This window comes from Variovorax sp. GW460-12-1-14-LB1 (assembly GCF_059423605.1).
Genome location: NZ_JBWKYF010000006.1, coordinates 78,715 through 100,734, shown reverse-complemented (window position 1 = coordinate 100,734; position 22,020 = coordinate 78,715). Strand labels below are relative to the sequence as shown.

15 protein-coding genes are annotated in these 22,020 nt (G+C 70.7%); 7 read left to right on the top strand and 8 right to left on the bottom strand.

The annotated features are described in order from the left end of the window. Positions 1-14: 14 nt before the first annotated feature. On the bottom strand, positions 15-1,412 hold the full coding sequence (argH, locus tag AC07Y4_RS05065; protein ID WP_159275607.1) for an argininosuccinate lyase: 1,398 nt from the start codon (positions 1,410-1,412) through the stop codon (positions 15-17). A 57-nt stretch (positions 1,413-1,469) separates the two neighbouring features. Here argH and AC07Y4_RS05060 point away from each other — a divergent pair, with 57 nt between their 5' ends. From AC07Y4_RS05060 to AC07Y4_RS05040, 5 genes are all read left to right on the top strand, one after another. Further along, entirely contained in the window at positions 1,470-2,543 is a 1,074-nt protein-coding gene (locus tag AC07Y4_RS05060) for a sensor histidine kinase (RefSeq protein WP_495274290.1), read from the top strand. Next, the gene (locus tag AC07Y4_RS05055) at positions 2,540-3,292 is read left to right on the top strand and encodes a LytR/AlgR family response regulator transcription factor (protein WP_495274271.1); all 753 of its coding nucleotides are present in this window, start codon (positions 2,540-2,542) and stop codon (positions 3,290-3,292) included. The genes AC07Y4_RS05060 and AC07Y4_RS05055 overlap by 4 nt, the downstream gene beginning before the upstream one ends. Next, positions 3,289-4,566, top strand: coding sequence for an AI-2E family transporter (locus AC07Y4_RS05050; protein WP_062474318.1), 1,278 nt, complete (start codon positions 3,289-3,291; stop codon positions 4,564-4,566). Before AC07Y4_RS05055 ends, AC07Y4_RS05050 begins: the two co-directional genes overlap by 4 nt. A 76-nt stretch (positions 4,567-4,642) precedes the next feature. Then, on the top strand, positions 4,643-5,824 hold the full coding sequence (locus AC07Y4_RS05045) for an acetyltransferase domain-containing protein (protein ID WP_495274270.1): 1,182 nt from the start codon (positions 4,643-4,645) through the stop codon (positions 5,822-5,824). Between the two features lie 40 nt (positions 5,825-5,864). Beyond that, positions 5,865-7,160 (top strand): OprD family outer membrane porin, encoded by a 1,296-nt coding sequence (locus AC07Y4_RS05040; protein WP_495274269.1) that lies wholly within the window; start codon positions 5,865-5,867, stop codon positions 7,158-7,160. 13 nt (positions 7,161-7,173) lie between these two features. Here AC07Y4_RS05040 and AC07Y4_RS05035 read toward each other — a convergent pair whose 3' ends face one another. Further along, a complete protein-coding gene (locus tag AC07Y4_RS05035) occupies positions 7,174-7,632 on the bottom strand; it encodes a winged helix-turn-helix transcriptional regulator (RefSeq protein ID WP_495274268.1) in 459 nt (152 codons plus the stop codon). A 118-nt stretch (positions 7,633-7,750) separates the two neighbouring features. Between AC07Y4_RS05035 and AC07Y4_RS05030 the strand changes: the two genes are divergently transcribed. Then, on the top strand, positions 7,751-8,692 hold the full coding sequence (locus tag AC07Y4_RS05030) for a nitrilase family protein (protein WP_495274267.1): 942 nt from the start codon (positions 7,751-7,753) through the stop codon (positions 8,690-8,692). On the opposite strand, the gene AC07Y4_RS05025 is transcribed toward AC07Y4_RS05030, so the two are convergent. Next, entirely contained in the window at positions 8,610-9,929 is a 1,320-nt protein-coding gene (locus AC07Y4_RS05025) for an MFS transporter (protein ID WP_495274266.1), read from the bottom strand. The genes AC07Y4_RS05030 and AC07Y4_RS05025 overlap by 83 nt on opposite strands. Then, positions 9,916-10,440, bottom strand: a complete 525-nt coding sequence (locus tag AC07Y4_RS05020; RefSeq protein WP_495274265.1) for a GNAT family N-acetyltransferase — start codon at positions 10,438-10,440, stop codon at positions 9,916-9,918. The genes AC07Y4_RS05025 and AC07Y4_RS05020 overlap by 14 nt, the downstream gene beginning before the upstream one ends. Before the next feature lie 48 nt (positions 10,441-10,488). Here AC07Y4_RS05020 and AC07Y4_RS05015 point away from each other — a divergent pair, with 48 nt between their 5' ends. Beyond that, complete coding sequence (locus AC07Y4_RS05015; RefSeq protein ID WP_495274289.1) at positions 10,489-11,415, top strand: LysR family transcriptional regulator; 927 nt, start codon at positions 10,489-10,491, stop codon at positions 11,413-11,415. Positions 11,416-11,421: 6 nt separating this feature from the next. On the opposite strand, the gene AC07Y4_RS05010 is transcribed toward AC07Y4_RS05015, so the two are convergent. The 4 genes from AC07Y4_RS05010 to AC07Y4_RS04995 all read right to left on the bottom strand — a co-directional run bounded on the left by AC07Y4_RS05010 (position 11,422) and on the right by AC07Y4_RS04995 (position 21,899). Next, the gene (locus AC07Y4_RS05010) at positions 11,422-12,672 is read right to left on the bottom strand and encodes an MFS transporter (RefSeq protein WP_062474304.1); all 1,251 of its coding nucleotides are present in this window, start codon (positions 12,670-12,672) and stop codon (positions 11,422-11,424) included. A gap of 211 nt (positions 12,673-12,883) precedes the next feature. Next, entirely contained in the window at positions 12,884-13,426 is a 543-nt protein-coding gene (locus AC07Y4_RS05005; protein ID WP_495274264.1) for a hypothetical protein, read from the bottom strand. Positions 13,427-13,461: 35 nt separating this feature from the next. Further along, a complete protein-coding gene (locus AC07Y4_RS05000) occupies positions 13,462-21,684 on the bottom strand; it encodes a glycoside hydrolase family 94 protein (protein ID WP_495274263.1) in 8,223 nt (2,740 codons plus the stop codon). Continuing rightward, complete coding sequence (locus AC07Y4_RS04995; RefSeq protein WP_062474298.1) at positions 21,681-21,899, bottom strand: hypothetical protein; 219 nt, start codon at positions 21,897-21,899, stop codon at positions 21,681-21,683. Before AC07Y4_RS04995 ends, AC07Y4_RS05000 begins: the two co-directional genes overlap by 4 nt. Positions 21,900-22,020: the final 121 nt, after the last annotated feature.

The following is a 22,020-nucleotide window of genomic DNA, read 5'->3' as shown; positions in this document are numbered from 1 at the left end:
TGCGGCCGCGGGCTTCAGCCGAGACGGGCGCGGTGGCGAGCGACTTGGGCCTTGACCTGCACGGGCGCGGTGCCGCCCAGCACGTTGCGGGCGTTGAGCGAGCCGCGCAGGCTCAGCACGTCGTACACGTCCTTCTCGATGTTCGGGTTGAACTGCTGCAGCACGGCCAGCGGCAGCTCCGACAGGTCGACCTGGTGCGAGGTGGCGGCCTTCACGGCATGGGCCACGGTTTCGTGCGCGTCGCGGAAGGGCAGGCCCTTCTTCACGAGGTAGTCGGCCAGGTCGGTGGCGGTGGCGTAGCCGCGCAGCGCGGCGGCTTCCATGGCCTGCGGCTTCACGGTGATGCCGCCGATCATCTCGGCAAAGATGCGCAGGGTGTCCTTGAGCGTGTCGACGGTGTCGAACAGCGGCTCCTTGTCTTCCTGGTTGTCCTTGTTGTAGGCCAGCGGCTGGCCCTTCATGAGCGTGATGAGCGCCATCAGGTGGCCGACCACGCGGCCGGTCTTGCCGCGCGCCAGCTCGGGCACGTCGGGGTTCTTCTTCTGCGGCATGATCGACGAGCCGGTGGTGAAGCGGTCGGCGATGTTGATGAAGCCGAAGTTCTGGCTCATCCAGATGATGAGTTCTTCGCTCAGGCGGCTCACGTGCACCATGCACAGGCTGGCGGCGGCGGTGAACTCGATCGCGAAGTCGCGGTCGCTCACGGCGTCCAGGCTGTTCTGGCAGACGCTGTCCATCTTCAGGGTGCGCGCCACGAGCTCGCGGTCCAGCGGGTAGCTGGTGCCGGCCAGGGCGGCGGCGCCCAGCGGCAGGCGGTTGACGCGCTTGCGCACCTCGCCCATGCGCTCGGCGTCGCGGCTGAACATTTCCACGTAGGCCAGCATGTGGTGGCCGAAGCTCACGGGCTGGGCCACCTGCAGGTGGGTGAAGCCGGGCAGGATCACCTCGACGTTCTTCTCGGCGATGTCGACCAGCGCCTTCTGCAGCTCGACCAGCAGGTCGCCGATGAGGTCGATTTCGCCGCGCAGCCACAGGCGCACGTCGGTGGCGACCTGGTCGTTGCGGCTGCGGCCGGTGTGCAGGCGCTTGCCGGCGTCGCCGACCAGCTGGGTCAGGCGGGCCTCGATGTTCAGGTGCACGTCCTCGAGGTCGAGCTTCCATTCGAAGCTGCCGGCCTCGATTTCGCTGCGGATCTGCGCCATGCCGCGCTCGATGGCGGCGTGGTCCTGCACGCTGATGATGCCCTGGGCCGCGAGCATGCCGGCGTGCGCCAGCGAGCCCTCGATGTCGGCTTGCCAGAGGCGCTTGTCGAAGAAGACGCTGGAGGTGTAGCGCTTCACCAGGTCGCTCATCGGTTCGGAGAACAGGGCCGACCAGGCTTCGGATTTCTTGTCGAGTTGGTTTTGGGTCATGGGAGCCGTCCAGGAAGGCAATAATGGGTTGGTCACCCGATGGATCTGATGTCTGCGATGCGCAACCCGGCGATTTTATCGGCCAGCTCCCCCTCCACGTCCGCCGCGTCGCCGGAACGCGCCCGCGCGCCCGTGCGCGGCGGTCCGGCGCTGTTCGACGCCTGCCAGATCGGCGTGGTGCTGCGCACCGTGGTGTTCGTCGAAGCGGTGGTGGCGGTGGCCACGCTGTTCGTGGTCGGCACCTTCGGCGAATGGCTGGTGCAGGCGGCCACGGTCACCGGCGGCGCGCTGCCCGCCACGCTGCTGTGGCTGGTGGCGGCCTGCGGGCTCAAGAAGCAGCTGCGGCGCCTGCCGCCCCCGGGCCAGTACGCCGCCGGCGCCGTGCTGGGCGCCGTGGCCTCGCTGTACGGCTGCGGCCTGCTGCGCCTGACCGGCGTGATCGCCAGCGCCCCCTGGCTGGCCAGCGCGCTGGCCGGCGCCCTGTTCGCGGGGCTGGTGATGGCGGCGATGGTGCTGCGCGCGCGCGGCCAGACGCCGGCTGCGACCACGGCCCGGCTCGAGGAGTTGCAGTCGCGCATCCGCCCGCATTTCCTGTTCAACACGCTCAACAGCGCCATCGCGCTGGTGCGCGAGGAGCCGGCCAAGGCCGAGACCATGCTCGAAGACCTGGCCGAGCTGTTCCGCCAGGCGCTCACCGTGCCGGGCGAATCGGGCACGCTGGCCGACGAGATCGCGCTGGCCGAGCGCTACCTGGCCATCGAGCAGGTGCGCTTCGGCGAGCGCCTGCGCATCCGCTGGGACCTCGATGCCGCCGCCAGCGACGCGCGCCTGCCGCCGCTGCTGCTGCAGCCGCTGGTCGAGAACGCCATCAAGCACGGCGTGGAGCCCAGCCCCGACGGCGGCAAGCTGCGCATCCGCACCGAGCGGCGCGGCGGCATGGTCGTGATCGAGGTGGTCAACAGCCTGCCGCCGCTGCGCTGGGCCGACGAGCCGCTGCCGCGCGGCCACGGCATCGCCCTGGACAACGTGCGCGAGCGGCTGCGCCTGCTGCACGACATGCAGATGCAGTTCAGCGCCGGCATGGACCAGAAGAACTACCGCGTACGCATTGCCATCCCCGCCGAATCATGAGCCTCAAGACCCTGATCGTTGACGACGAAGCCCTGGCCCGCTCGCGCCTGCGCACGCTGCTGCGCGACTGCACCTCGCCCGCCGCCGAGGTGACGGCCGAGGCCGCGCAGGGCGAGGAGGCGCTGGCCCACCTGGCCGCGATGGACCTGGACCTGGTGCTGCTCGACGTGCACATGCCCGGCGTCGACGGCATCGAGGTGGCGCGCGCGCTGCGCAGCCGGCCCGACGCGCCGGCCGTGGTGTTCGTGACGGCGCACGCCAGCCACGCGGTCACGGCCTTCGAGCTGGAGGCGGTCGACTACCTCACCAAGCCCGTGCGCGCCGAGCGGCTGCAGCAGGCGCTGCAGAAGGTCGAACGCTTCCTGAAGGAGCGCCGCGCCGCCCAGCCGGCGGCTGAGGCCACGCCCGAGTGCGTGCTGATCCAGGACCGGGGCCGCGCCGAGCGCGTGCCGCTGTCCGAAGTGCTGTACCTCAAGTCCGAATGCAAGTACCTCACGGTGCGCACCGCCACGCGCAGCCACATCCTCGATGGCTCGCTGAACGATTTCGAGGAGCGCTACCCGAACCGCTTCCTGCGCGTGCACCGCAATGCGCTGGTGGCGCGCGCGGCGATCCGTGCGCTCGAGCGCTACGACGACGGCGAGGACGCCGAAGGCTGGGCGCTGCGGCTCGACTCGGTGCCCGAGCCCGTGGCGGTGTCGCGCCGCCAGCTGGCCGCGGTGCGCGAGATGCTGAAGGAATCGCGATGACCGACGACACCCCGGCCGGCCCGAAACCGGCGCCTGAACGGCCGGTGGCTGCGGATGAGCCGCCGCCTGCGCCCGCACCGGTGCCGGCGCCGCCGGTCGACCCCGTCGAGCCCGCAGCGCCGGTCGAGCCGAGCGCGACCGCCGAAGAGGCGACCTCCGCCCTGCGCAGGCGCTTCGTGCTGCACATGCCGGTCGACGTGCGCAGCGCCTCGCTGGTGGTGCTGGCCGTGCTCGCCAGCGTCTTCGCGCTGCGCTGGGGGCAGGCCGTGTTCGTGCCGCTGATGCTGAGCCTGCTGCTGAACTACGCGCTGTCGCCGCTGGTCGAGCGCCTGCACCGCTGGTACGTGCCGCGGTGGATCGGCGCGGCGGCGATCCTGCTGGGCCTGTTCGGCGGGCTCGGGTGGACGGGCTACTCGCTCTCGGGCAGCGCCTCGCAGCTGCTCGACTCGCTGCCGGTCGCCGCGCAGAAGCTCGGCCAGGCCATGCGCCGCGACAAGAACGCCAGCGCCACGCCGCTGGACAGCGTGCAGCAGGCCGCCGCGCAGCTCGAAAAGGCGGCCGAGGAAAACTCGGCGCGCGTCGCTTCGCGCAAGGGCGTGGCGCGCGTCGTGATCGAACGCCCGGGCTTCAACGTGCGCGACTACCTGCTCAGCGGCACGGTCGGCCTGCTCAACGCCTTGGGGCAGCTCACGCTGGTGGCCTTCCTCACCTACTTCGCGCTGTGCTCGGGCGACACCTTCCGGCGCAAGCTCATCAAGATCACCGGGCCCAGCCTGCAGAAGAAGAAGGTCACGGTGCACGTGCTGGACGACATCACGCGCAACATCGAACGCTACCTGCTGGTGCAGATCCTGGTGAGCGGGCTGGTGGGGCTGACCACCGGCCTGGCGTTCTGGCTGCTCGGCGTGGAGAACGCGGCCGTGTGGGGAATCATCGCGGCCGTGACCAACCTCATTCCCTACATCGGCTCGGTGATCGTGCTGGTGGCGGCGGGGCTCATGGCCTTCCTTCAGTTCAGCAGCATCGAGATGGCGCTGCTGGTGGGCGGTGTGTCGCTGGCCATCCACACGGTGGTGGGCAACCTGCTGATGCCCTGGCTCACCAGCCGCACCAGCCGCATGAACCCGGTGGCGGTGTTCGTGGGCGTGATCTTCTGGGGCTGGCTGTGGGGCATCTGGGGGCTGCTGCTGGGCATCCCGATCACCATGGTCATCAAGTCGATCTGCGACCGGGTGGAAGACCTGCAGCCGATCGGCGAACTGCTGGGCGAATAAACCGGCCCTTCAGACCCTTCAGGAGGGTGCATCGTCCGATGCTGTAAATTATTGCGAATCAATTCGCAATAATTAAATGCCCGACGTTTCATCCGCTTCCTTGCCACCCGGGGCCGGCGCCCCGGCCCGGTTGCTCTCCATCGACGCGCTGCGCGGCCTCGTGATCCTGTTCATGCTGCTGGACCACGTGCGCGAGACCTTCTACCTGCACCACCAGGTGCCCGACCCCATGCTCGTGGCGCAGACGCCGCCGGCGCTGTTCTTCGGCCGCCTGCTGGCGCACCTGTGCGCGCCGGTGTTCGTGTTCCTGGCCGGGCTGTCGGCCTTTCTCTACGGCGCGAAGCAGGCGGACGGCCGCGCGGCGGCGTCCTCGTTCCTGTGGAAGCGGGGCCTGTTCCTCGTGCTGCTGGAGGTCACGGTCGTCAACTTTGCCTGGACCTTCCAGTTCCCGCCGGCCACCGTGTTCCTGCAGGTGATCTGGGTGATCGGGCTGTCGATGCTGGCGTTGTCGGCGCTGGTGTGGCTGCCGCGCCGGGCGCTGGTCGTGTTGGGCGTGGTGCTGGTGGCGGGGCACAACCTGCTCGACGGCGTGCACTTTCCCGTCGGCCATGTGCTGCACGTGCCCTGGGCCGTGCTGCACGACCGGGGCTGGATCGAGCTGTCCGAGGCCCTGAGGCTGCGCACGTCGTACCCGCTGCTGCCGTGGATCGGCGTGATCGCGCTGGGCTATGTCGCCGGGCCGTGGTTCCTGCCCGGCGCCGATGCGCCGCAGCGCCAGCGGCGGCTGCTGGCGTGGGCCGTGGGCCTGCTCATTGGCTTCGTGGGGCTGCGTGCGCTCGACGTCTACGGCGACAAGCCCTGGGTGGCGGGCGACAGCGCGCTGACGACCGTGATGGCCTTCCTCAACGTCACGAAGTACCCGCCGTCGCTGCTGTTCATCGCGCTGACGCTCGGCGTGGGGCTGTGGCTGCTGCGCCTGTTCGAGCGCCGGCAGGGCGCGGCCTGGCTCGCACCGCTGGCCGTGTTCGGCGCGGCGCCCATGTTCTTCTACGTGCTGCACCTGTACGTGCTCAAGTTCCTCTACCTGGGGGCCGAGGCGATCTGGGGCCCCAACCAGGGCCGCTTGTTCGGCTTCGACGCCGTCTGGATGGTGTGGCTGGTCACCGGGGTGCTGGCCTTTGCGCTGTATCCGGCGGTGCGCGCCTTCGCCGCCCTGAAGGCGCGGCGCCGCGACATCGCGTGGCTCAAGTACCTGTGAGCGGCTGGCGATGAGGCGGTTCTGCGGCGCGGCTCTCGCCATGCTGGGCACGTCCGCCCTCGCGGCCGAAGGCGGCGGCTTCGTCGAGGACACGCGCTGGCACGTGCTCCAGCGCAGCGTGTACGAGCACCGGAGCTACCTGCACGGCGACCGCAGCAACGGCGGGCGCAACGCCACGCTGCCGAAGGCGCGGCGCAGCGACTACGCGCAGGAGTGGGGCTACGGCGTCATGGGCACCCTCGCGTCCGGCTTCACGCCGGGCTGGATCGGCTTCGGCGTGGACGCGCATGCCTCGCTCGCGCGCAGCCTCGACGGCGACGATCTGCGCGTCGGCAAGATCCGCATGCTGCCGGTGGACGGCGCGGGCTACGCGCAGGACGGCATCGCGCGCGGCGGCGTGGCGCTGAAGGCGCGCATCTCCGCCACCGTGCTGACGGTGGGCGAGCAACGCGTCAAGACGCCGGTCTTCAGCGCGTCCGATTCCCGCCTGCTGCCCGAGACCATGCGCGGCTGGCTGCTGACGAGCCGCGAGTTCGACACGCTCACGCTGCAGGCCGGCCGCTTCACCGGATCGACCGACCGCCATGCGCGCGGCACGAACCACCCGTTGATCGTCAATTACCTCGACCCGAAGTCACCGCGCGGCGACGTGTTCGACTTTGCCGGCGGCACCTGGAAGGGCAGCGCTTCGCTGTCGCTCACGGCCTATGTCGCACGCCTGAAGGACACCTGGCGCACGGGCTACCTGGGCGCCCACTACACGGTGCCGCTCCCGGAGAAGCGTGCGCTGTCCTTCGACCTGCAGGTGTACCGCAGCAAGGACACGGGCCGCGCGCTGGCCGGCCCGGTGGACAACACCACCGCGAGCCTCATGACCAGCTACGCCCACGGCCCCCACCGTGTGGGCCTGGGCTGGCAGAAGGTCGCGGGCGACACGCCGTTCGACTACGTGACGCGCGGCGCCGTCTGGCTCGGCAATGCAGCGCAGCTGTCCGACTTCAATGCGCCGCATGAGCGGTCGTGGCAGCTGCGCTACGAAGTGGATGCCGCGCGTTGGGGCGCGCCCGGGTTGAGCCTGGGCGCGGCCTACATCCGCGGCAGTGGCATCGACGGCAGCCGGGTGCCGCCGCGCGGAGGCTACGCATGGCTGGGCTACGGGCAGGGCGGCCGGCACTGGGAGCGCGACCTCTGGCTGCGCTACACGGTCCAGCAAGGCAGCGCCAAGGGCCTGGCCTTCCTGCTGCGCTACGGCGAGCACCGCAACAACAAGGCGCAGGCCGAGCTCAACACGCGGCAGATCCGCGTCGCGCTGGAGTACCCGATCGGCAACGACTGAGCGGGCGGCGCTGTCAGGGGGGCGTGACGGGCAGCTTCTTCACGAAGGTCGCGACGGGGTCGAGCGGCTGGCCGTCGCGCGTGCGCAGGTCGATCGGCGCTACCGGCTCCCCGTTCTCGCGCTCCAGCAGCACCGAATGCGGCTCGCCGGGCGCGAACAGGTTCGCCTCGCCCCAGTGCCGCAGGCCGACCACCACGGGGAACAGGCCGCGTCCCTTGGCTGTCAGCGCGTACTCCTGGTAGAGCGAGCCGTCCGAGGCCGGCACGAGGTCGAACACGCCTTCCTGCACCAGCCACTTCAGGCGGTCCGCCAGGATGTTCTTGGCCACGCCCAGGCTCTGCTGGAACTCGCCGAAGCGCCGCATGCCGTCGAAGGCGTCGCGCACGATCAGCAGCGACCACTGGTCGCCGACGATCTCGAGCGCGCGCGCCATCGGGCAGGCGTCGAACCTCAGACTTTTTCTCCTGGCCATCGTGTGTTTCCTGTGCGTCCCTGGGATGGCGGGATTAGACCGTAGTGCTCGACTGGTTGTAAATTAAAACCGATGCGACTAGCATCCATATGGTTTTAATTTGAAACCTGAAATGGCCATGACCCTCCCAACCCCCGTTTCCCACGACATCCCTTCCGGCGGCGACGCCGTGCCCGGCCTGCGCGCCAGCCCCGTGCGCGTGGCCGTCGTGCAGTTCGACCCGCAGGTCGGCGTCGAGAACCTCGCGCGCAACGCCGCGGCCGTGCGCCAACAGCTCGAGGCTGCGGTGGCCGGCGGCGCGCAGCTCATCGTGCTGCCCGAGCTGGCGACCACCGGCTACTGCTTCAGCGGCCGCGCCGAGGCCTTCGCGCATGCCGAGCCCGTGCCGCACGGCCCGACGGTGCAGGGCTGGGTCGCGTTCGCGGCGCAGCACGGCGTGTACCTCGTCGGCTGCCTGGCCGAGCAGGACGGCATGCAGCTGTTCGACACCGCCGTGCTCGTCGGCCCCGAGGGCTACATCGGCCGCTACCGCAAGACCCACCTGTGGAGCAACGAGAAGCTGTGGTTCACGCCGGGCAACGAGGGCTACCCGGTGTTCGAGACGAAGATCGGCCGCATCGGCCTGCTCGTGTGCTGGGACATCTGGTTTCCCGAGGCGCCGCGCATCGTGGCGCAGCAGGGCGCCGACATCATCTGCGTGCCCACGGGCTGGGTCTGGACGCCGCCGCCGCTGTACGACGCCAGCGGCGTGTGCATGGCGGCCTACCTGACGATGACGGCCGCGCACGCCAACAACGTCTTCATCGCCACCGCCGACCGCGTGGGCCAGGAGCGCGGCACGGGCTTCATGGGCAACTCGCTGATCGCGGGCACCAACGGCTGGCCGATGGGGCGCATCGCCGGGCCCGAGGAAGAGACCATCCTCTACGCCGACGTCGACCTGGGCGCCGCGCGCTCCGCGCCGATCTGGACGCCGCTCAACGACCTGCACCGCGACCGGCGAACCGATCTGTACGACGCGATGCTGGGCTACCGCGGGGCGGCACCGCTGCCGCGCTGAGGCGCGCAAAGCGCACGATCATCCACGGCCCGAGCAGCGCCCCGAGCCCGACCGAGCTCCAGGCTGCGACCCACGCGTAGGTGCTGCCGAAGCCGAACCGCGCCTGCCCCCAGTCGAGCGCCAGCCCGAACACCCACGGGCTGAGCGCGCCCGCGCCGAAGCCCATCACCGAGCGCACCGAGAAGGCCACGCCGAGCCGGTGCGGCGCCACCACGTCGGCCAGCGCGGTCGAGTAGACCGACGAATCGGCGATGGCGAGCAGGTTGTACAGCGCCGCCATCGCGGCCAGCGCCCACAGCGGCCAGGTCCACATCCAGCCGAAGCTGAACGACAGGGCCAGGCTCGCGAGGGTGGCGATCATCATCACGCGCGCGCGGCCCAGCCGGTCCGACGCGGCGCCGCCCACCACGCTGCCGAACACGCTCACGAGGTGCGCGAACGCCGCCAGCGCGATGCCCGCGGCCGGCCACGCGCTCGCGCCGCCGCGGGACGAGGCCATGAGGTAGGCGGGCAGCCAGGCCCACAGCGCCATCAGCTCCCAGCAGTGGAAGGCGTAGGCCCAGTTGCCGGCCATTGCGGGCCGGTCGCGCACGGTCGCGTTCAGCGCCTGCAGCACGCCTTCGCGCGGCGCACCGGCGACCCGGGGCGCAGGCGGTGCCATGCGCCGCAGCGCGAGCTGGGCCAGCAGCACGCCCGCCACCGTGCAGCCTGCGGCCACCAGCAGCCCGGTGCGCCAGTGCGCCACCACGCTGAAGCCCGCCACGACGGCGAGCGACAGCGCATAGCCCATCGACGCCGCGCCGAGGAACAGCCCCATCGCGCGCCCGCGCACCGCAGGCCCGGCGTTGAGCGACAGCAGCTGCAGCCCCGGCGTGTACGAGGCGCCCGCGCACAGCCCCGCCAGGCCGTACAGCAGCAGCGCCGAGCGGTGGTCGTGCGCGAAGAGGGCAAAGGCCAGCGAGGCGGCCGCGCCGATCACGCCGCCGACCGCGAAGATGCGGTGCGGGCCGAAGCGGTCGGCCAGCAGGCCCACGGCGAACAGCGAGCTCATGTAGCCCACATGCCAGGCGCTCTGGATCGAGCCGGCTTGCGCGGCCGTCATCTGCCAGTCGTCGCGCATGAAGGGCAGCACGCCCGAGTAGGCCGTGACGATCATCCCCTGCAGCAGCCGGCTCGCGCACAGCAGCGCCAGCCATCCGCGCTGCGGCGCCGCCGGGGTGGGGTCAGCGCAGTGCACGCTGCATCAGCACGGTGTCGACCCACCGGCCGAACTTGAAGCCGACATTGCGCAGCACGCCGACCGTCTCGAAGCCCAGGCGCGCATGCAGCCGCTGCGAGCCCGCGTTGCCGCTGTGGCCGATGCACGCGACCATCTGCGTGAAACCGGCCTCGGTGCAGCGGTGGATCACCGCCTGCAGCAGCGCCGTGCCGATGCCGTGGCCATGCATGTCGGGTGCGACGTAGATCGAGTCTTCCACCGTGTGCCGGTAGGCCGAGCGGGTGCGGTAAGGGCCGGCGTAGGCATAGCCGGCCACCTCGCCATCCTTCAACGCCACGAGGTAGGGCAGGCCGCGTTCCTGCACGTCGATGCGGCGCGCCTGCATCTGCGCGAGGGTGGGCACTTCTTCTTCGAACGAGCACAGGTCGTGCCGCACGTAGTGGCTGTAGATGGCCTGCACGCGGGCCATGTGGTGGGGCTCGGCATCGGCGATGTCGAGCGTGACGAGAGCGAGGGTGGGGGAGGACATGGCCCGATCTTGACGAGGCAAGATCGATAAGTGAAGCTTGGCCAACCTATGCAGCGCATAAGGAATACTTTGGAAAAGAACCTCAACCTCGACCAGCTCGCCACCTTCGCCCTGGTGATCGACACCGGCAGCTTCTCCGCCGCGGCCGACCGGCTCGGCCTGTCGCAGCCCGCCGTGAGCCTGCAGGTGCGCCAGCTCGAACGACGGCTGGCCGTGCGGCTCATCGAGCGCGTCGGCAAGCGCGCGCGGGCGACGCCGGCCGGTGCGGAGTTGTTGCGCCACGTGCCGCAGATCGAGGCCGCGATCGAGAACGCCGTCGACGCGCTGGCCGACCACGCGCGCGGCGTCACGGGCCGCGTGCGGCTGGGCACCGGCGCCACGGCGTGCCTGTACTTCCTGCCCGCGGTGCTGCGCCAGTTGCGCGAGGAATTCCCCGCGCTCAGCGTGGTGGTGAGCACCGGCAACACCGACGAGCACGTGCGCAAGGTGGAAGACAACAGCATCGACCTCGCGCTGGTCACGCTGCCCGCGGCCGGGCGTTCGCTGAGCGTGATCCCCGTGTGCGACGACGAGTTCGTCGCCATCGGCCGCGCCGACCTCGCGCCGCTCAAGGCCCGCGTCACGCCGGCCGACCTGGCGACGCTGCCGCTGGTGCTGTTCGAGCCTGCGGCCAACACGCGCAAGCTGGTCGATCGCTGGTTTGCCGCCGAAGGCCTGCAGCCGCAGCCCGTGATGGAGCTGGGCAGCGTCGAGGCGATGAAGGAGATGGCGGCCGCGGGGCTGGGCTACGGCCTGGTGCCCGGCATGTCGATGGCGGGGCGCGGTGCCCATCCGGCGCTGAAGGCCAGCCGCCTGGCCCCGCGCATGCACCGCACGCTGGCGGTGGTGATCCGTCGCGACAAGCCGCTCAACAAGGCGCTGCGCACGGTGCTCGAGGCGATCGTGGCGGCCGGCAAGAAGCCCGGCCGCCGTTGAAGGTACTTACTCCGGAATCGCCGCCAGCGGCGCCGCGCCGCCGCGTGCGCGGCCCAGCGTGCCGACGATGAGCGCGGCGATCAGCACCAGCACGCCGCTGAGCACCATCGTGGGCGAGATGCCGCGGCTGTCGACCATCAGGCCGCCGATCAGCGCGCCCGAGGCGATCGCCACCTGGAAGCCCGTCACCAGCAGGGCCTGGCCGGCTTCCTGTGCGTCGGGCACGGCTTCCATCATCCAGCCGGTGAGCGCCACCGGAATCAGGCCGAAGGCCACGCCCCAGATCACCACCACCACCGCGCCGGCCACCATGCCGGTGCCGATCAGCGTCGACAGCAGCAAGGCCGTCGCGAGCATCAGCGCCGCCAGCAAGGTGGTGCCGCGCACGCTGCGCGCCACCAGGCTGCCGCCGAGGAAGGTGCCGATGAAGCCCACCGCGCCGTAGACCAGCAGCAGCGTCGAGACCGCGTTGGCCTGCAGGCCGAACACCTGCTGCAGCAGCGGCTTCAGGTAGGTGTAGGCCGCGAAGTGGCCGGCGATGAAGAACAGCACCGCGAGCAGGCCGACCTGCGCCATGCGGCGCGTGAGCGGCGTGAGCAGGTCGCGCGCACCGATGGCGCGTTGCGGCGGAATCGCGGGCAGCAGCCACAGCTGCACCAGCAGCACCGCCGCAGCCAGCGCGCCGGTCACGGCGAACGAGGCGCGCCAGCCGAACATCGTGCCCAGCCACGAGCCCGCGGGCACGCCGAGCACCGTGGCGGCCGACACGCCGGCCAGCACCAGCGACATGGCGCGCGCCTTCGAGGCGTCGGGCACGAGCTGCGTGGCGGCGGCGGGCGCGAAGGTCCAGAAGCCGCCCACGGCCAGGCCGAGCATCAGGCGCGCGACCAGCATGGTCGTGAAGTTGGGCGCGAACGCGGCCAGCAGGTTCGAGGCGATCAAGAGCAGTGTGAGCGCGATCAGCACCGTGCGCCGGTCGAGCCGGCCCGACGCGACGATCAGCGCCGGCCCGGCGAAGGCGGCGAGCACGCCGGGCATGGTGATCATCAGGCCGGCCGTGCCGTCCGACACGTTCAGGCCGCGCGCGATGTCGGTGAGCAGGCCGATGGGCATGAACTCGGTCGACACCATCGCGAAGGTGCCGACGGCAATGGAGCCGACCGCGAGCCAAGCGGAGCGGGTAGGGGCGGCCACGGCGTCGCGCGCGGGCGCCGCCAGGTCGTCGATGCAGGGGTTGCTGCCGGAAGAATTCATCATGGAGATGCAGTCCTTGAACGCATCGGCGATGAAGACGCCAATGCCGGTGAGGGGGCATTGGAGTGTGCGAGCCGGCCGCCTTGCGACCAAGGGGCGGTGGAGCAGTAGACAGTTTCCCTGCGGCGAACAATCGACCCCTTTGCTGTCTGCAGCCGCCCGGGGATGCGGCAATGGCGCCTTTCGCCATCACCGTCTTTTTGAGTTGCCGAGATTAAGTGTGGGCAGGGCGCAACTGCAGCGCCTGTCCATCGGCCACGAACGATTCGTCGACCAGCACGCGGAAGGCCGTGCCCTGCACGAACTTCGGCTGCGCAACGGCCGGCGAGAGAAACTCGATGTCGAGCGCGACCGGCGTGCCGCGCGCGAGCGATGTGCCCTGCGGCACGCGCCAGCGCGCCGAGAAGCCTTCGGTGTCGAGCACCAGCGCGCCCCGGTACTCGCCGGGGCCCAGCGGCACGTCCTGCGCCGGCACCGAGGGGCGGCGGAAGGTGAGTTCCACGGCCAGGTGCGGCGTGAACTCGGGCAGCGCGTCGAAGCCCGCGGGCGGGGCCTGCTTGGGCGTGCGGCGCGGCAGCTTGCCGATGAGCCACCCGATCACGTTGCCGATGATCGGCACCCACAGCACCATCAGCAGCGTGGCGATGTCGCGCGTGGTGGTGCCGGGCGCCGCGTAGTGCCGCACGACGCCGCCGCCCACGGCCACGCACAGGAGGATCAGGACGATGACGCGTCGACGGAACTGGATTTTGGTCATGAATGCGCGGGGTGAAAGCGGGTCCGGACCATAACCTACGCCGTCATCTGCCCCTTGCCTGCCGCTTGAGCGACCCGCAGCACCGCATCCGCCGGCAGCGCCTGCCAGTCGATCCATTCGCCCACCGCCACGTGGTGCGTCGGCGCGGCGGCGCCTTCGACGGTGCCCCACTGCAGTGTGAGTCGGCGCTGGCCGAGCCGCAGCGCGAGCTCGAAGCCTGGCCAGTGCGCGGGCACATGTGGCGTCATCGACAACTGCCTGCCCTTCACAGTCAGGCCCAGCAAGGTCTCGACGGCCGCACGGTGCAACCACGCGGCCGAGCCGGTGTACCAGCTCCAGCCGCCCCGGCCCACATACGGCGCAGCGCCGTAGACGTCGCCTGCCATCACATAGGGCTCCAGCTCGTAGACCGGGCCGCGCGCGGGGTGCTGCGAACGGTGGGCCGGGCTCAGGCCCTCGAAGCTCTGCCAGGCCGCTTCATGGTCGCCCTGCAGCGCCTGTGCCATCAGCGCCCACACGGCGCCGTGCGAGTACTGGCCGCCGTTCTCGCGCACGCCCGGCGGGTAGGCCTGGATGTAGCCCGGGTTGGGGGTCGACTGGGAAAACGGCGGTGCCAGCAGCCGCAGCAGGCCGGCCGGTTCGTCGTGCAGGTGCTTGCCGATGGCGGCCATGGCCGGGCCGGTGTGGGCCGCGTCCGAGGCGCCCGAGAGCACCGACCAGGCCTGTGCGATCAGGTCGATGCGGCACTCGCCGTTGATCGACGAGCCCAGCGGCGCGCCGTTGTCGAAGAAGGCGCGGCGGAACCAGGCGCCGTCCCAGCCGGCGTCGTGCAGCGCGGCGATCCAGCCCGTGCGCGCTTCGGTCCAGCGCGCGGCGCGCTCGTGTTCGCCGCGCGCTTGCGCGAGGGGCGCGAAGCGCTCGACCACGCTGCACAGGAACCACGCGAGCCACACCGATTCGCCGCGGCCCTCGTGGCCGACGCGGTTCATGCCGTCGTTCCAGTCGCCGGTGCCCATCAGCGGCAGGCCGTGCACGCCGGTCTTCAGGCTGCGGTCGATGGCGCGCGCGCCATGGTCGAACACGGTGGCCATGCGGCCGCTGTTCTGCGGCGCGTAGTAGGCGTCTTCGGCGCCCTCGGGAATGCCGGGGCCTTCGATGAAGCCGACCATTTCGTCGAGCAGCGACGCATCGCCCGTCACCTCGACGTAGTGCGCCGACGCGTACGGCAGCCACAGCAGGTCGTCGGAGAAATGCGTGCGCACGCCGGCGCCGCCGGGCATGTGCCACCAGTGCTGCACGTCGCCTTCGGGGAACTGGCGCGCCGCGTTCACGAGGATCTGCGCGCGCAGGCGCGGCGGGTCGGTGAGCGCGAAGGCCATCGCGTCCTGCAGCTGGTCGCGAAAGCCGAAGGCGCCGCCGGCCTGGTAGAAGCCGGCCTTCGACCAGAGCCGGCAGGCCAGCGTCTGGTACACGAGCCAGCGGTTGACCAGCGCATCGAACAGCGGATCGGGCGTGCGCACCTGCAGGCGGCCCAGCAAGTCGTCCCAGAAGCCGCGCACCTGCGCCAGCGCCTCGGGCACGTCGCGCTGCCGCCAGCGGCGCGCAAGCTCGAGCGCCGCGTCGGCATTGCCCGCGTGGCCCAGCACGAAGCTGAAGCTTGCGGTCTCGCCCGCCGCCACGACGAACTCACCGCCGAGGGCCGCGCAGGCATCGAGCCCGCTGCCGGCGCGCCGCGCCAGCGTGTCGGGCACTTCGACGATGCCGCGGCCGGCGAAGAACTCGCTGCGGTCGCAGGTCCATTGCGTGGCCCCGGTCGTCGCGCCTTGCAGGCCGGCGAGCAGCAGGAAGGCCGCGCTGCCGCCGAAGCCCGCGCTCGATTCGCGTTGCTGGCCGAACACGGCCGGCTGGTCTTCGGGCTTCCAGCAATGCACGGTGCGCCGTTCGCCGCGCGCGGCGCCCAGTTGCCACTCGACCATCGCGAGCGCACGCAAGCGGCGCTGGCCGGCGCCTTCGTTGCGCACGCGCACGTGCACCAGCTTGACGGCCTCGTCGCGGTCCGCGAAGAAGGTGGTTTCGAGTGCGAGGTCGCCCTGGCGGCACTCGAAGACGGTGTAGCCCTGGCCGTGTCGCACGCGGTGGCGGGTGGCGCCGTCGCCACCGCCAGCGGGCGTGAGCGGCAGCATCTCGCGCGTCGCCACGTCCTGCAGCAGGTAGTGCTCGAAGGCCGGGTCCTGCACCGGGTCGTTGGACCACGGCGTGACCTGGTGCATGCGGCTGTTGCCGGCCCAGGTGTAGCCGGTACCCCATTCGGACACCTGGAAGCCGAAGGTGGCGTTGGCGATCACGTTGATCCACGGGCGCGGCGTGCGGCGGTCGGGACCGACCTCGAAGCGGAACTCGCCGCTCTCGGCGTCGAAGTCGCCGGTGGCTGCGGTGACATTCGACGAGGTGGCCTGCCGCGTCAGCAGCGGCGTGCGGTGCTGCACCGGCGCGCTGCTGTCGTCGGCGATCGTCGGGCTGCGTGCCTCATGCAACGCCGCCACCTGCACTTCGAGCGCGCGGCCGTCGGCCGTGAACACCATGCGCGCCAGGCTGGAGAGCGCGGCCTTTTCCGACGGCACCACGTCCTGGTCGCGCAAGAGGTAGAAGCCGGCGGTGTCGTTGCGCGGAAAGCTGTTCTGCGTCTGCTGTGCGACGCGCGTGCGCAGCATCTCGATCTCGCGCTGCAGCGGCATGAGGTACGAGTTCGGTTCGCTGTTGAGCACCACGAGGTCGCAGGCCACGCCGCCGAAGCCCCACCACGGCTGCGCGCGCAGCAGCGTGTTGATCAGGCCCATGCCGTTCATCGAGTGGATGTAGACCAGCACGATGGGCTTGTCGCCCGAGATGCCGAAGCGCCAGATCTGGCGCAGGTCGATCAGCCCGCGGTCGCGCATCACGCGCGGCGTGGTGTAGGTGAGGATGGTCGTCAGGTCCTGCAGCGCCAGGTTCTGCGCGGGCGCGATGCTCAGGTCGCGCAGCCGCACTTGCGCCAGCGTGGCCGCCATGCGGGTGGCGCGCTCCACGTGCATGGGCTGCAGGTAGCGGTCGATGCAGGGCATCAGCGCCTCGATGCTCTCGTCGGCGGCGGTGGCGAAGCTCAGGCGCGCGGTGGTGCCCGGCGCGATCGACAGGCGCACGCGCAGGCAGGCGATGGGGTCCAGGCCGTTCACCTGCTTGCCCTGGGCCGTGAGCGGCTGCGGGTCGAGCGCAGGGTCGGCCAGCGTGCGGTTGCGGCCGATGAAGGCACGCCGGTCGGTCATGCAGTCGATCGACAGCACGTGGGCATCGACCGAGGCCACGAAGTGCACCGCGGCCACCACCGCATCGCCATGCAGGCGCGGCTTGCGCGACAGCAGCAGCGCGCGCCACGTGGGCTCCCAGCGCGATTCGACGAACAGGTTGGCAAAGGCCGGATGCGCCTCGTCGGCCTTGGGGTTCGACAGCACCGGCTCGAAGTACGAGATGAGTTCGAGCGTGCGCGTTTCGTCGCCCGAGTTGTGCAGCGTGATGTTGCGCAGCTCGGTGTCGTCCTCGGGGCTGATCAGCACCGTGGTGCGCACCTGCAGCCCGGGGCCGGTCGCATCGAACTGCACCTGGTCGGCCAGGAAGCGGGTGCGGTAGTGCCAGTCGGCGCCGGGCGCGGGCAGGGCGGTGAGCGAGGTGAGCTCGGCTTGCCCTCCATCTCTTTCGATATCGCGCACGTAGAAGAAAGTGCCGTAGCTGTCGCGCAGCGGATCGTCGCGCCAGCGCGTCACGTTGAACGCGCGCCAGCGGCTCACGCCCGCGCCGTTGGCCCGCAGCGCCACCGTGTAGCGGCCGTTCGACAGCAGGTGCGTGGGCTGGAAGCCCGGCCCCGTCGGATCGACCACGCGCGGCTGGAACAGCGGCGCCAGCTCGGCCTGGCTGGGCTCGGGCGGCGTGCGCGGGTCGGCGCTGCCGATGATCTGGCGCGGCGTGCGCTCGTGCAGCAGCGACTCGTGCGCCTGCACCAGCGCGGCGCTGCCGAACCAGCGGCGCGGCGCGTCGTCGCGCAGCACGTTGCACAGCGCCACCAGCGACATGCCCTGGTGGTGCGCCATGAAGTTGCGCACCACGGTGAAGTCCTGGCCCTCGGCCTGGCGCGAGGTGGTGAAGTCGATCGCGTCGTGAAAACCGAACTCGCCGCGCGCGCCGAGCGATTCGAGCAGCGCGAGGTTGCGCACCGCCGCTTCGGGCGCGAACGGCGCGGCCATGAGGCTGGCGTAGGGCGCCACCACGCGGTCGGTCGGCGGCGTGCGCCGCAGCGCCAGGCGCGGCACGCCGAAGGGCGAGTACTGGTACGCCAGCGAATGGTCTTGCGCGAAGTAGGCCGACTCGGACACGCCCCACGGCATGTTCTGCGCACGGCCGAAGGCCTGCTGCTCGGCGATGGCCGCGGCATTGGCCACCTGCAGCAGGCCGTCGGTGGGCTCGGTCATTACGAGCGCCGGCATGAGGTACTCGAACATCGAGCCCGACCATGATTTCAGGCTGGGCTGGAAGCCCACCAGAAGGAACGGCCGACCCAGTGCCATCCAGTGGCGGCGCGGCACGTCGCCCTTCGCAATCGCCAGGAAGCTCAGCAGGCGCGACTCGGAGGCCAGCAGGTCGTAGTAGCTCGCGTCGAGCACGTTCTCTTCGACGCGCAGGCCGATGTGGAACAGGTGGCGCTTGGCGTCGTAGAGGCCGCTGAAATCCATGCCGTCGTGCAGCGCGGCGCAGCGTCGGGCCAGTGCTTCCAGTGCGGGTGCTTCATGGGGCTGGCAGCTTGCGTCCGCTGCGAAGGCGCGGCAGGCCTGCGCCACGGCCACGAGGTGGCCCGCGAAGTTGCCGCTGTCCACGCTGGACACATAGTCCGGCGGCAGCGGCTTGAGCGTCTGCGTGTCGTACCAGTTGAACAGGTGGCCGTTGTGCTTGTGCATGCGGTCGACGGTGTCGAGCGTGGCCGTGAGGCGCGCCAGCAGGGCTTGTGTGTCGATCCAGCCGAACTCGCGCGCGCAGCAGGTGGCCAGCAGGTACATGCCGATGTTGGTCGGCGAGGTGCGGTGCGCGAGGGTCGGCTGCGGTTCGAGCTGCAGGTTGTCGGGCGGCAGGTGGTGGTCGTCCGGGCCGACCACGTGCTCGAAGAAGCGCCAGGTGTCGTGCGCCAGCGTCTCGAGGTAGCTGCGTTGCGCGGGCGCGAGCGGGTCCTCGGCTTGCGTATCGACGCGGCTGCCCCACCAGGCCGCGAGGGGCGCCAGCGACCACAGCACGAAGAGCAGGGGACCGAGCACCGGCCAGGCGCTCCAGTTGGCGAGCACGGCCAGCACCAGGCACACCGCGCTGCTGAGGGCCGCGCTGCGCACGAAGGGCTTCAGGCGCTGGCTCGATTGCGCCTGCGCCTGGTCGGCCGTCGTCCACTGCAGCAGGTGCCTGCGGCTCACGACCAGCCGCCAGGTGGCGAGGAAGGCCGCGTCGAGCAGCAGGCGCGTCTGCGCCGCCAGCTGCACGAACTGCCAGGCCGCACCGGCCAGGGCGCGCAGCAGCTCGACCGCGCCCGCGTCGAAGAAGTGGCGCAGCTCGATGGCGCGGCGTGTCGGCACCAGGCCGGCCAGCGCGCCCAGCAGCGGGCCCAGCGTGAGCGCCGCACCGACGGCGGCCAGCGCCCAGCCCAGCGGCATGGCCTGCGTGAAGATCACCAGCACCAGCAGCGCGAAAGACGCCGGCACCACCAGCGAGCGGCGCAGGTTGTCGCTCATCTTCCACAGGCCCAGCGCGTCGATGCCGAAACGGCGCGCGCGCCACATCAACGGCAGCAGCTGCCAGTCGCCGCGCACCCAGCGGTGCACACGCGAGGCGGCCACGCCGGCATGGTGCGGATGGTCTTCGACCAGCACCACGTCGCTGACCATCGCGCAGCGCGCGACGCTGCCTTCGAGCAGGTCGTGGCTCAGCACGGCGCTGTCGGGCAGGCGGTCGTTCAGCGTGGCGTGCACCGCGCGCACGTTGAGCAAGCCCTTGCCGGTGAAGGAGCCGCTGCCGAACACGTCCTGGTAGATGTCGGACGCGCCGCTGCCGTACGGGTCGAGCCCGCACTGCCCGGCGAACACCCAGTGGAAGAACGAGCGCTCGCTGCGCATCGGGAACGGCGTGACGATGCGCGGCTGCAGGATGCCGAAGCCCGCGACCACGCGCCGGCTCGGCATGTCGATCTCGGGCGCGTTCAGCGGATGCGCGGCAATGGACACGAGGTCGCGCAGCGCGCCGGGCGGCAGGCCCGTGTCGCTGTCGAGCGTCAGCACATAGGGCGTGCGGCCGGGCGCGAGCTGCTGGCCCGGTGCGAGCGGCAGAAAGCCGCTGGCGTCGCCGCTGGCCAGCAGGCGCATCAGCATTTCGAGCTTGCCGCGCTTGCGCTCCCAGCCCATCCAGCGCTGCTCGGTCTCGCTCCAGCTGCGCGGGCGGTGCAGCAGCAGGAAGCGCGGCGCCGTGCCTTCGGCCGGCGGGTACTTGGCGTTGAGCGCGGCGATGCGTTGCTGGGCGTCATCGAGCAAGGGCGCGTCGTCGGGCATCGATGCTTGCGAAGCGTCGGCCCAGTCGGTCAGCAGTGCGAACTGCGCGTGGGGCTCGCGGTTGGCGAGCCAGTGCAGTTCGAGCCGGTGCGCGAGTTTGGCGTTGTTCGCGGTCGAACCCAGCATCGTGGGCATGACGACGAGCGCGCGGTGCCGTTCGGGAATGCCGTTCGCGAAATCGAGGCGTGGCAGGGCCTGCACGCGCACCGACTCCGCCATGATGCGTTGCGCCAGCGCAATCAGCGCCTCGGACAGCGGCCACGCGAGCAGCAGCAACGCCGCGACCGCGGTCCAGTCGCCGCGATGCGGCAGGCCGTGCAGCACGGCGGCCAGCAGCAGCGCGGTGCCGAGGGCGACGGACCCCACGTAGACGGGCAGGCGCCAGCCGCGATGGCTGCGCGCGGGGCGTGTGTGTGCGGTGCGTGCGGCCTGGTCCGGCGCTGCGTTCGCCTGCAGCGATGCAATCAGCGCGGGCCGGCCCTGGCCGAAGAGGTAGTAGCCGGCGGTGCCGTCGGCGCGGTCGGTCTCTGCGCCGGCTTCGTCGGCCGGCGCGCTGGATGCCAGCGTGACCACGGCCTGCGCCACTTCGCGCTCGGGCCGTTCGGTGCTGCGCGCCACCTGCTCCATCGCATGCGTGATCTGCTGGCGCGTGAGTTCGCTCTCGTTCGCAAAGCTCGGCAGTTCGCGCAGCACGCGCAGCGAGCGGCTCACCGGCTCGATGAGGTCGCTCCACTCGACCTGGCCGATCATGCGCAAGGTCGTGATGATGTTGCCGACCGTGAGGTTGGCCGCGGCCTGCGCGTTCTGCGCGTCGCCGATCAGCGCCGGGCCGTTGGGGCAGTGCTGTTCGGTCCAGCGCACCAGCGCGGGCATGTCGTCGCCGTGCTCGACGGGCAGGCGCTGCCACAGCTGCGTGAGGTAGCTGTCCTGCAGGCCGTGGCTTTGCAGCGCGCGGTAGAGCACATCGAGGTCCTGCACCGAGAGATGCGGCGCCGCGTCCCAGGCCGCATGCGCGATCTCGCGCGCGACCTTGTTCTCGGCGATGCGCTCGGCCACGCGGCGCAGGTTTTCGAGCAGCACCACGCGCAGGGTGGTGGGCAGCGCCCACAGCTCGCCGAGCATGAGCTCGTCGATGTCCTGGTAGGCGTTGAGGAAGGCCGTGAACAGCGTCTTGTTGAGCACGCTGTCGGTGTGCGCCACATAGGCCCACGCAATGCCGTACACGCGCGGCAGTCCCGCCAGCGGCGGCGTGACGAGCTTGGGCAGGCGCGCGTAGTAGCTGCGCGGCACGCCGTCATGGATCTGCTGGAGCTGCGCCTCGACGAGGTGGAAGTTGTCGAGCAGCCATTCGGCCGCCGGCGACACATAGCGCCCGCTCAGCGAGATCAGCGCGATGTAGTCGAAGGCGGCGCGCAGCGACTCGAGGTTCTCATCGACACGCGGAAAGAAGGGCGCGCCTTCGCGCGCGCGGTGGTGTTCGTCTTCCACCACCTGGGCACGGGCCAGGCTGTGGCCGTGCTGTTCGAAACGTTGGGCGCCGAAGAGTTCGGCGCGGATCGGGAGGGCTACCGGGTCGTGCGGACCGAGCAGAAGGGTCCGGGCGTAGTGACTGAGCCCTTGGAGGCGGTCGACGACGGCAGCGGCGCTCAAGTGACCGCGAACAGGCCGATGCCCAACACCACGGCCACGCAGGCCATCGTGACAATGCGACCCGCAGCGAGCGCGCGCACACGTTGCATGTGGCTTCGCAGCGAGAACCATCGCCCGTGGGCACGTGCACAGTGGTGCATGTGGGAAGCCAGGGCTTCGAAATCGCTGCCGACGAAATCGATCTGAGAATGGGAAAGGGACTGCGGGACGGACATTGCAACGGGCTCCTGTGAAACGACTTCGAGCTGCCGCGCGATTGCGAGAACTGTGAACGTGTCCCGACCGTACCCTTTTAAATGACCTTACAGGTACCTCATTGCCGACAGCGCACGTAGG

Bases quoted from the DNA above. Each gene is read 5' to 3' on its own strand.
- AC07Y4_RS05045 (WP_495274270.1), top strand. From the start codon at position 4,643: ATGCCCGACGTTTCATCCGCTTCCTTGCCACCCGGGGCCGGCGCCCCG.
- AC07Y4_RS05040 (WP_495274269.1), top strand. From the start codon at position 5,865: ATGCTGGGCACGTCCGCCCTCGCGGCCGAAGGCGGCGGCTTCGTCGAG.
- AC07Y4_RS05035 (WP_495274268.1), bottom strand. From the start codon at position 7,632: ATGGCCAGGAGAAAAAGTCTGAGGTTCGACGCCTGCCCGATGGCGCGC.
- argH (WP_159275607.1), bottom strand. From the start codon at position 1,412: ATGACCCAAAACCAACTCGACAAGAAATCCGAAGCCTGGTCGGCCCTG.
- AC07Y4_RS05020 (WP_495274265.1), bottom strand. From the start codon at position 10,440: ATGTCCTCCCCCACCCTCGCTCTCGTCACGCTCGACATCGCCGATGCC.
- AC07Y4_RS05010 (WP_062474304.1), bottom strand. From the start codon at position 12,672: ATGATGAATTCTTCCGGCAGCAACCCCTGCATCGACGACCTGGCGGCG.
- AC07Y4_RS05030 (WP_495274267.1), top strand. From the start codon at position 7,751: ATGACCCTCCCAACCCCCGTTTCCCACGACATCCCTTCCGGCGGCGAC.
- AC07Y4_RS05060 (WP_495274290.1), top strand. From the start codon at position 1,470: ATGCGCAACCCGGCGATTTTATCGGCCAGCTCCCCCTCCACGTCCGCC.
- AC07Y4_RS04995 (WP_062474298.1), bottom strand. From the start codon at position 21,899: ATGTCCGTCCCGCAGTCCCTTTCCCATTCTCAGATCGATTTCGTCGGC.
- AC07Y4_RS05005 (WP_495274264.1), bottom strand. From the start codon at position 13,426: ATGACCAAAATCCAGTTCCGTCGACGCGTCATCGTCCTGATCCTCCTG.
- AC07Y4_RS05015 (WP_495274289.1), top strand. From the start codon at position 10,489: ATGCAGCGCATAAGGAATACTTTGGAAAAGAACCTCAACCTCGACCAG.
- AC07Y4_RS05050 (WP_062474318.1), top strand. From the start codon at position 3,289: ATGACCGACGACACCCCGGCCGGCCCGAAACCGGCGCCTGAACGGCCG.
- AC07Y4_RS05055 (WP_495274271.1), top strand. From the start codon at position 2,540: ATGAGCCTCAAGACCCTGATCGTTGACGACGAAGCCCTGGCCCGCTCG.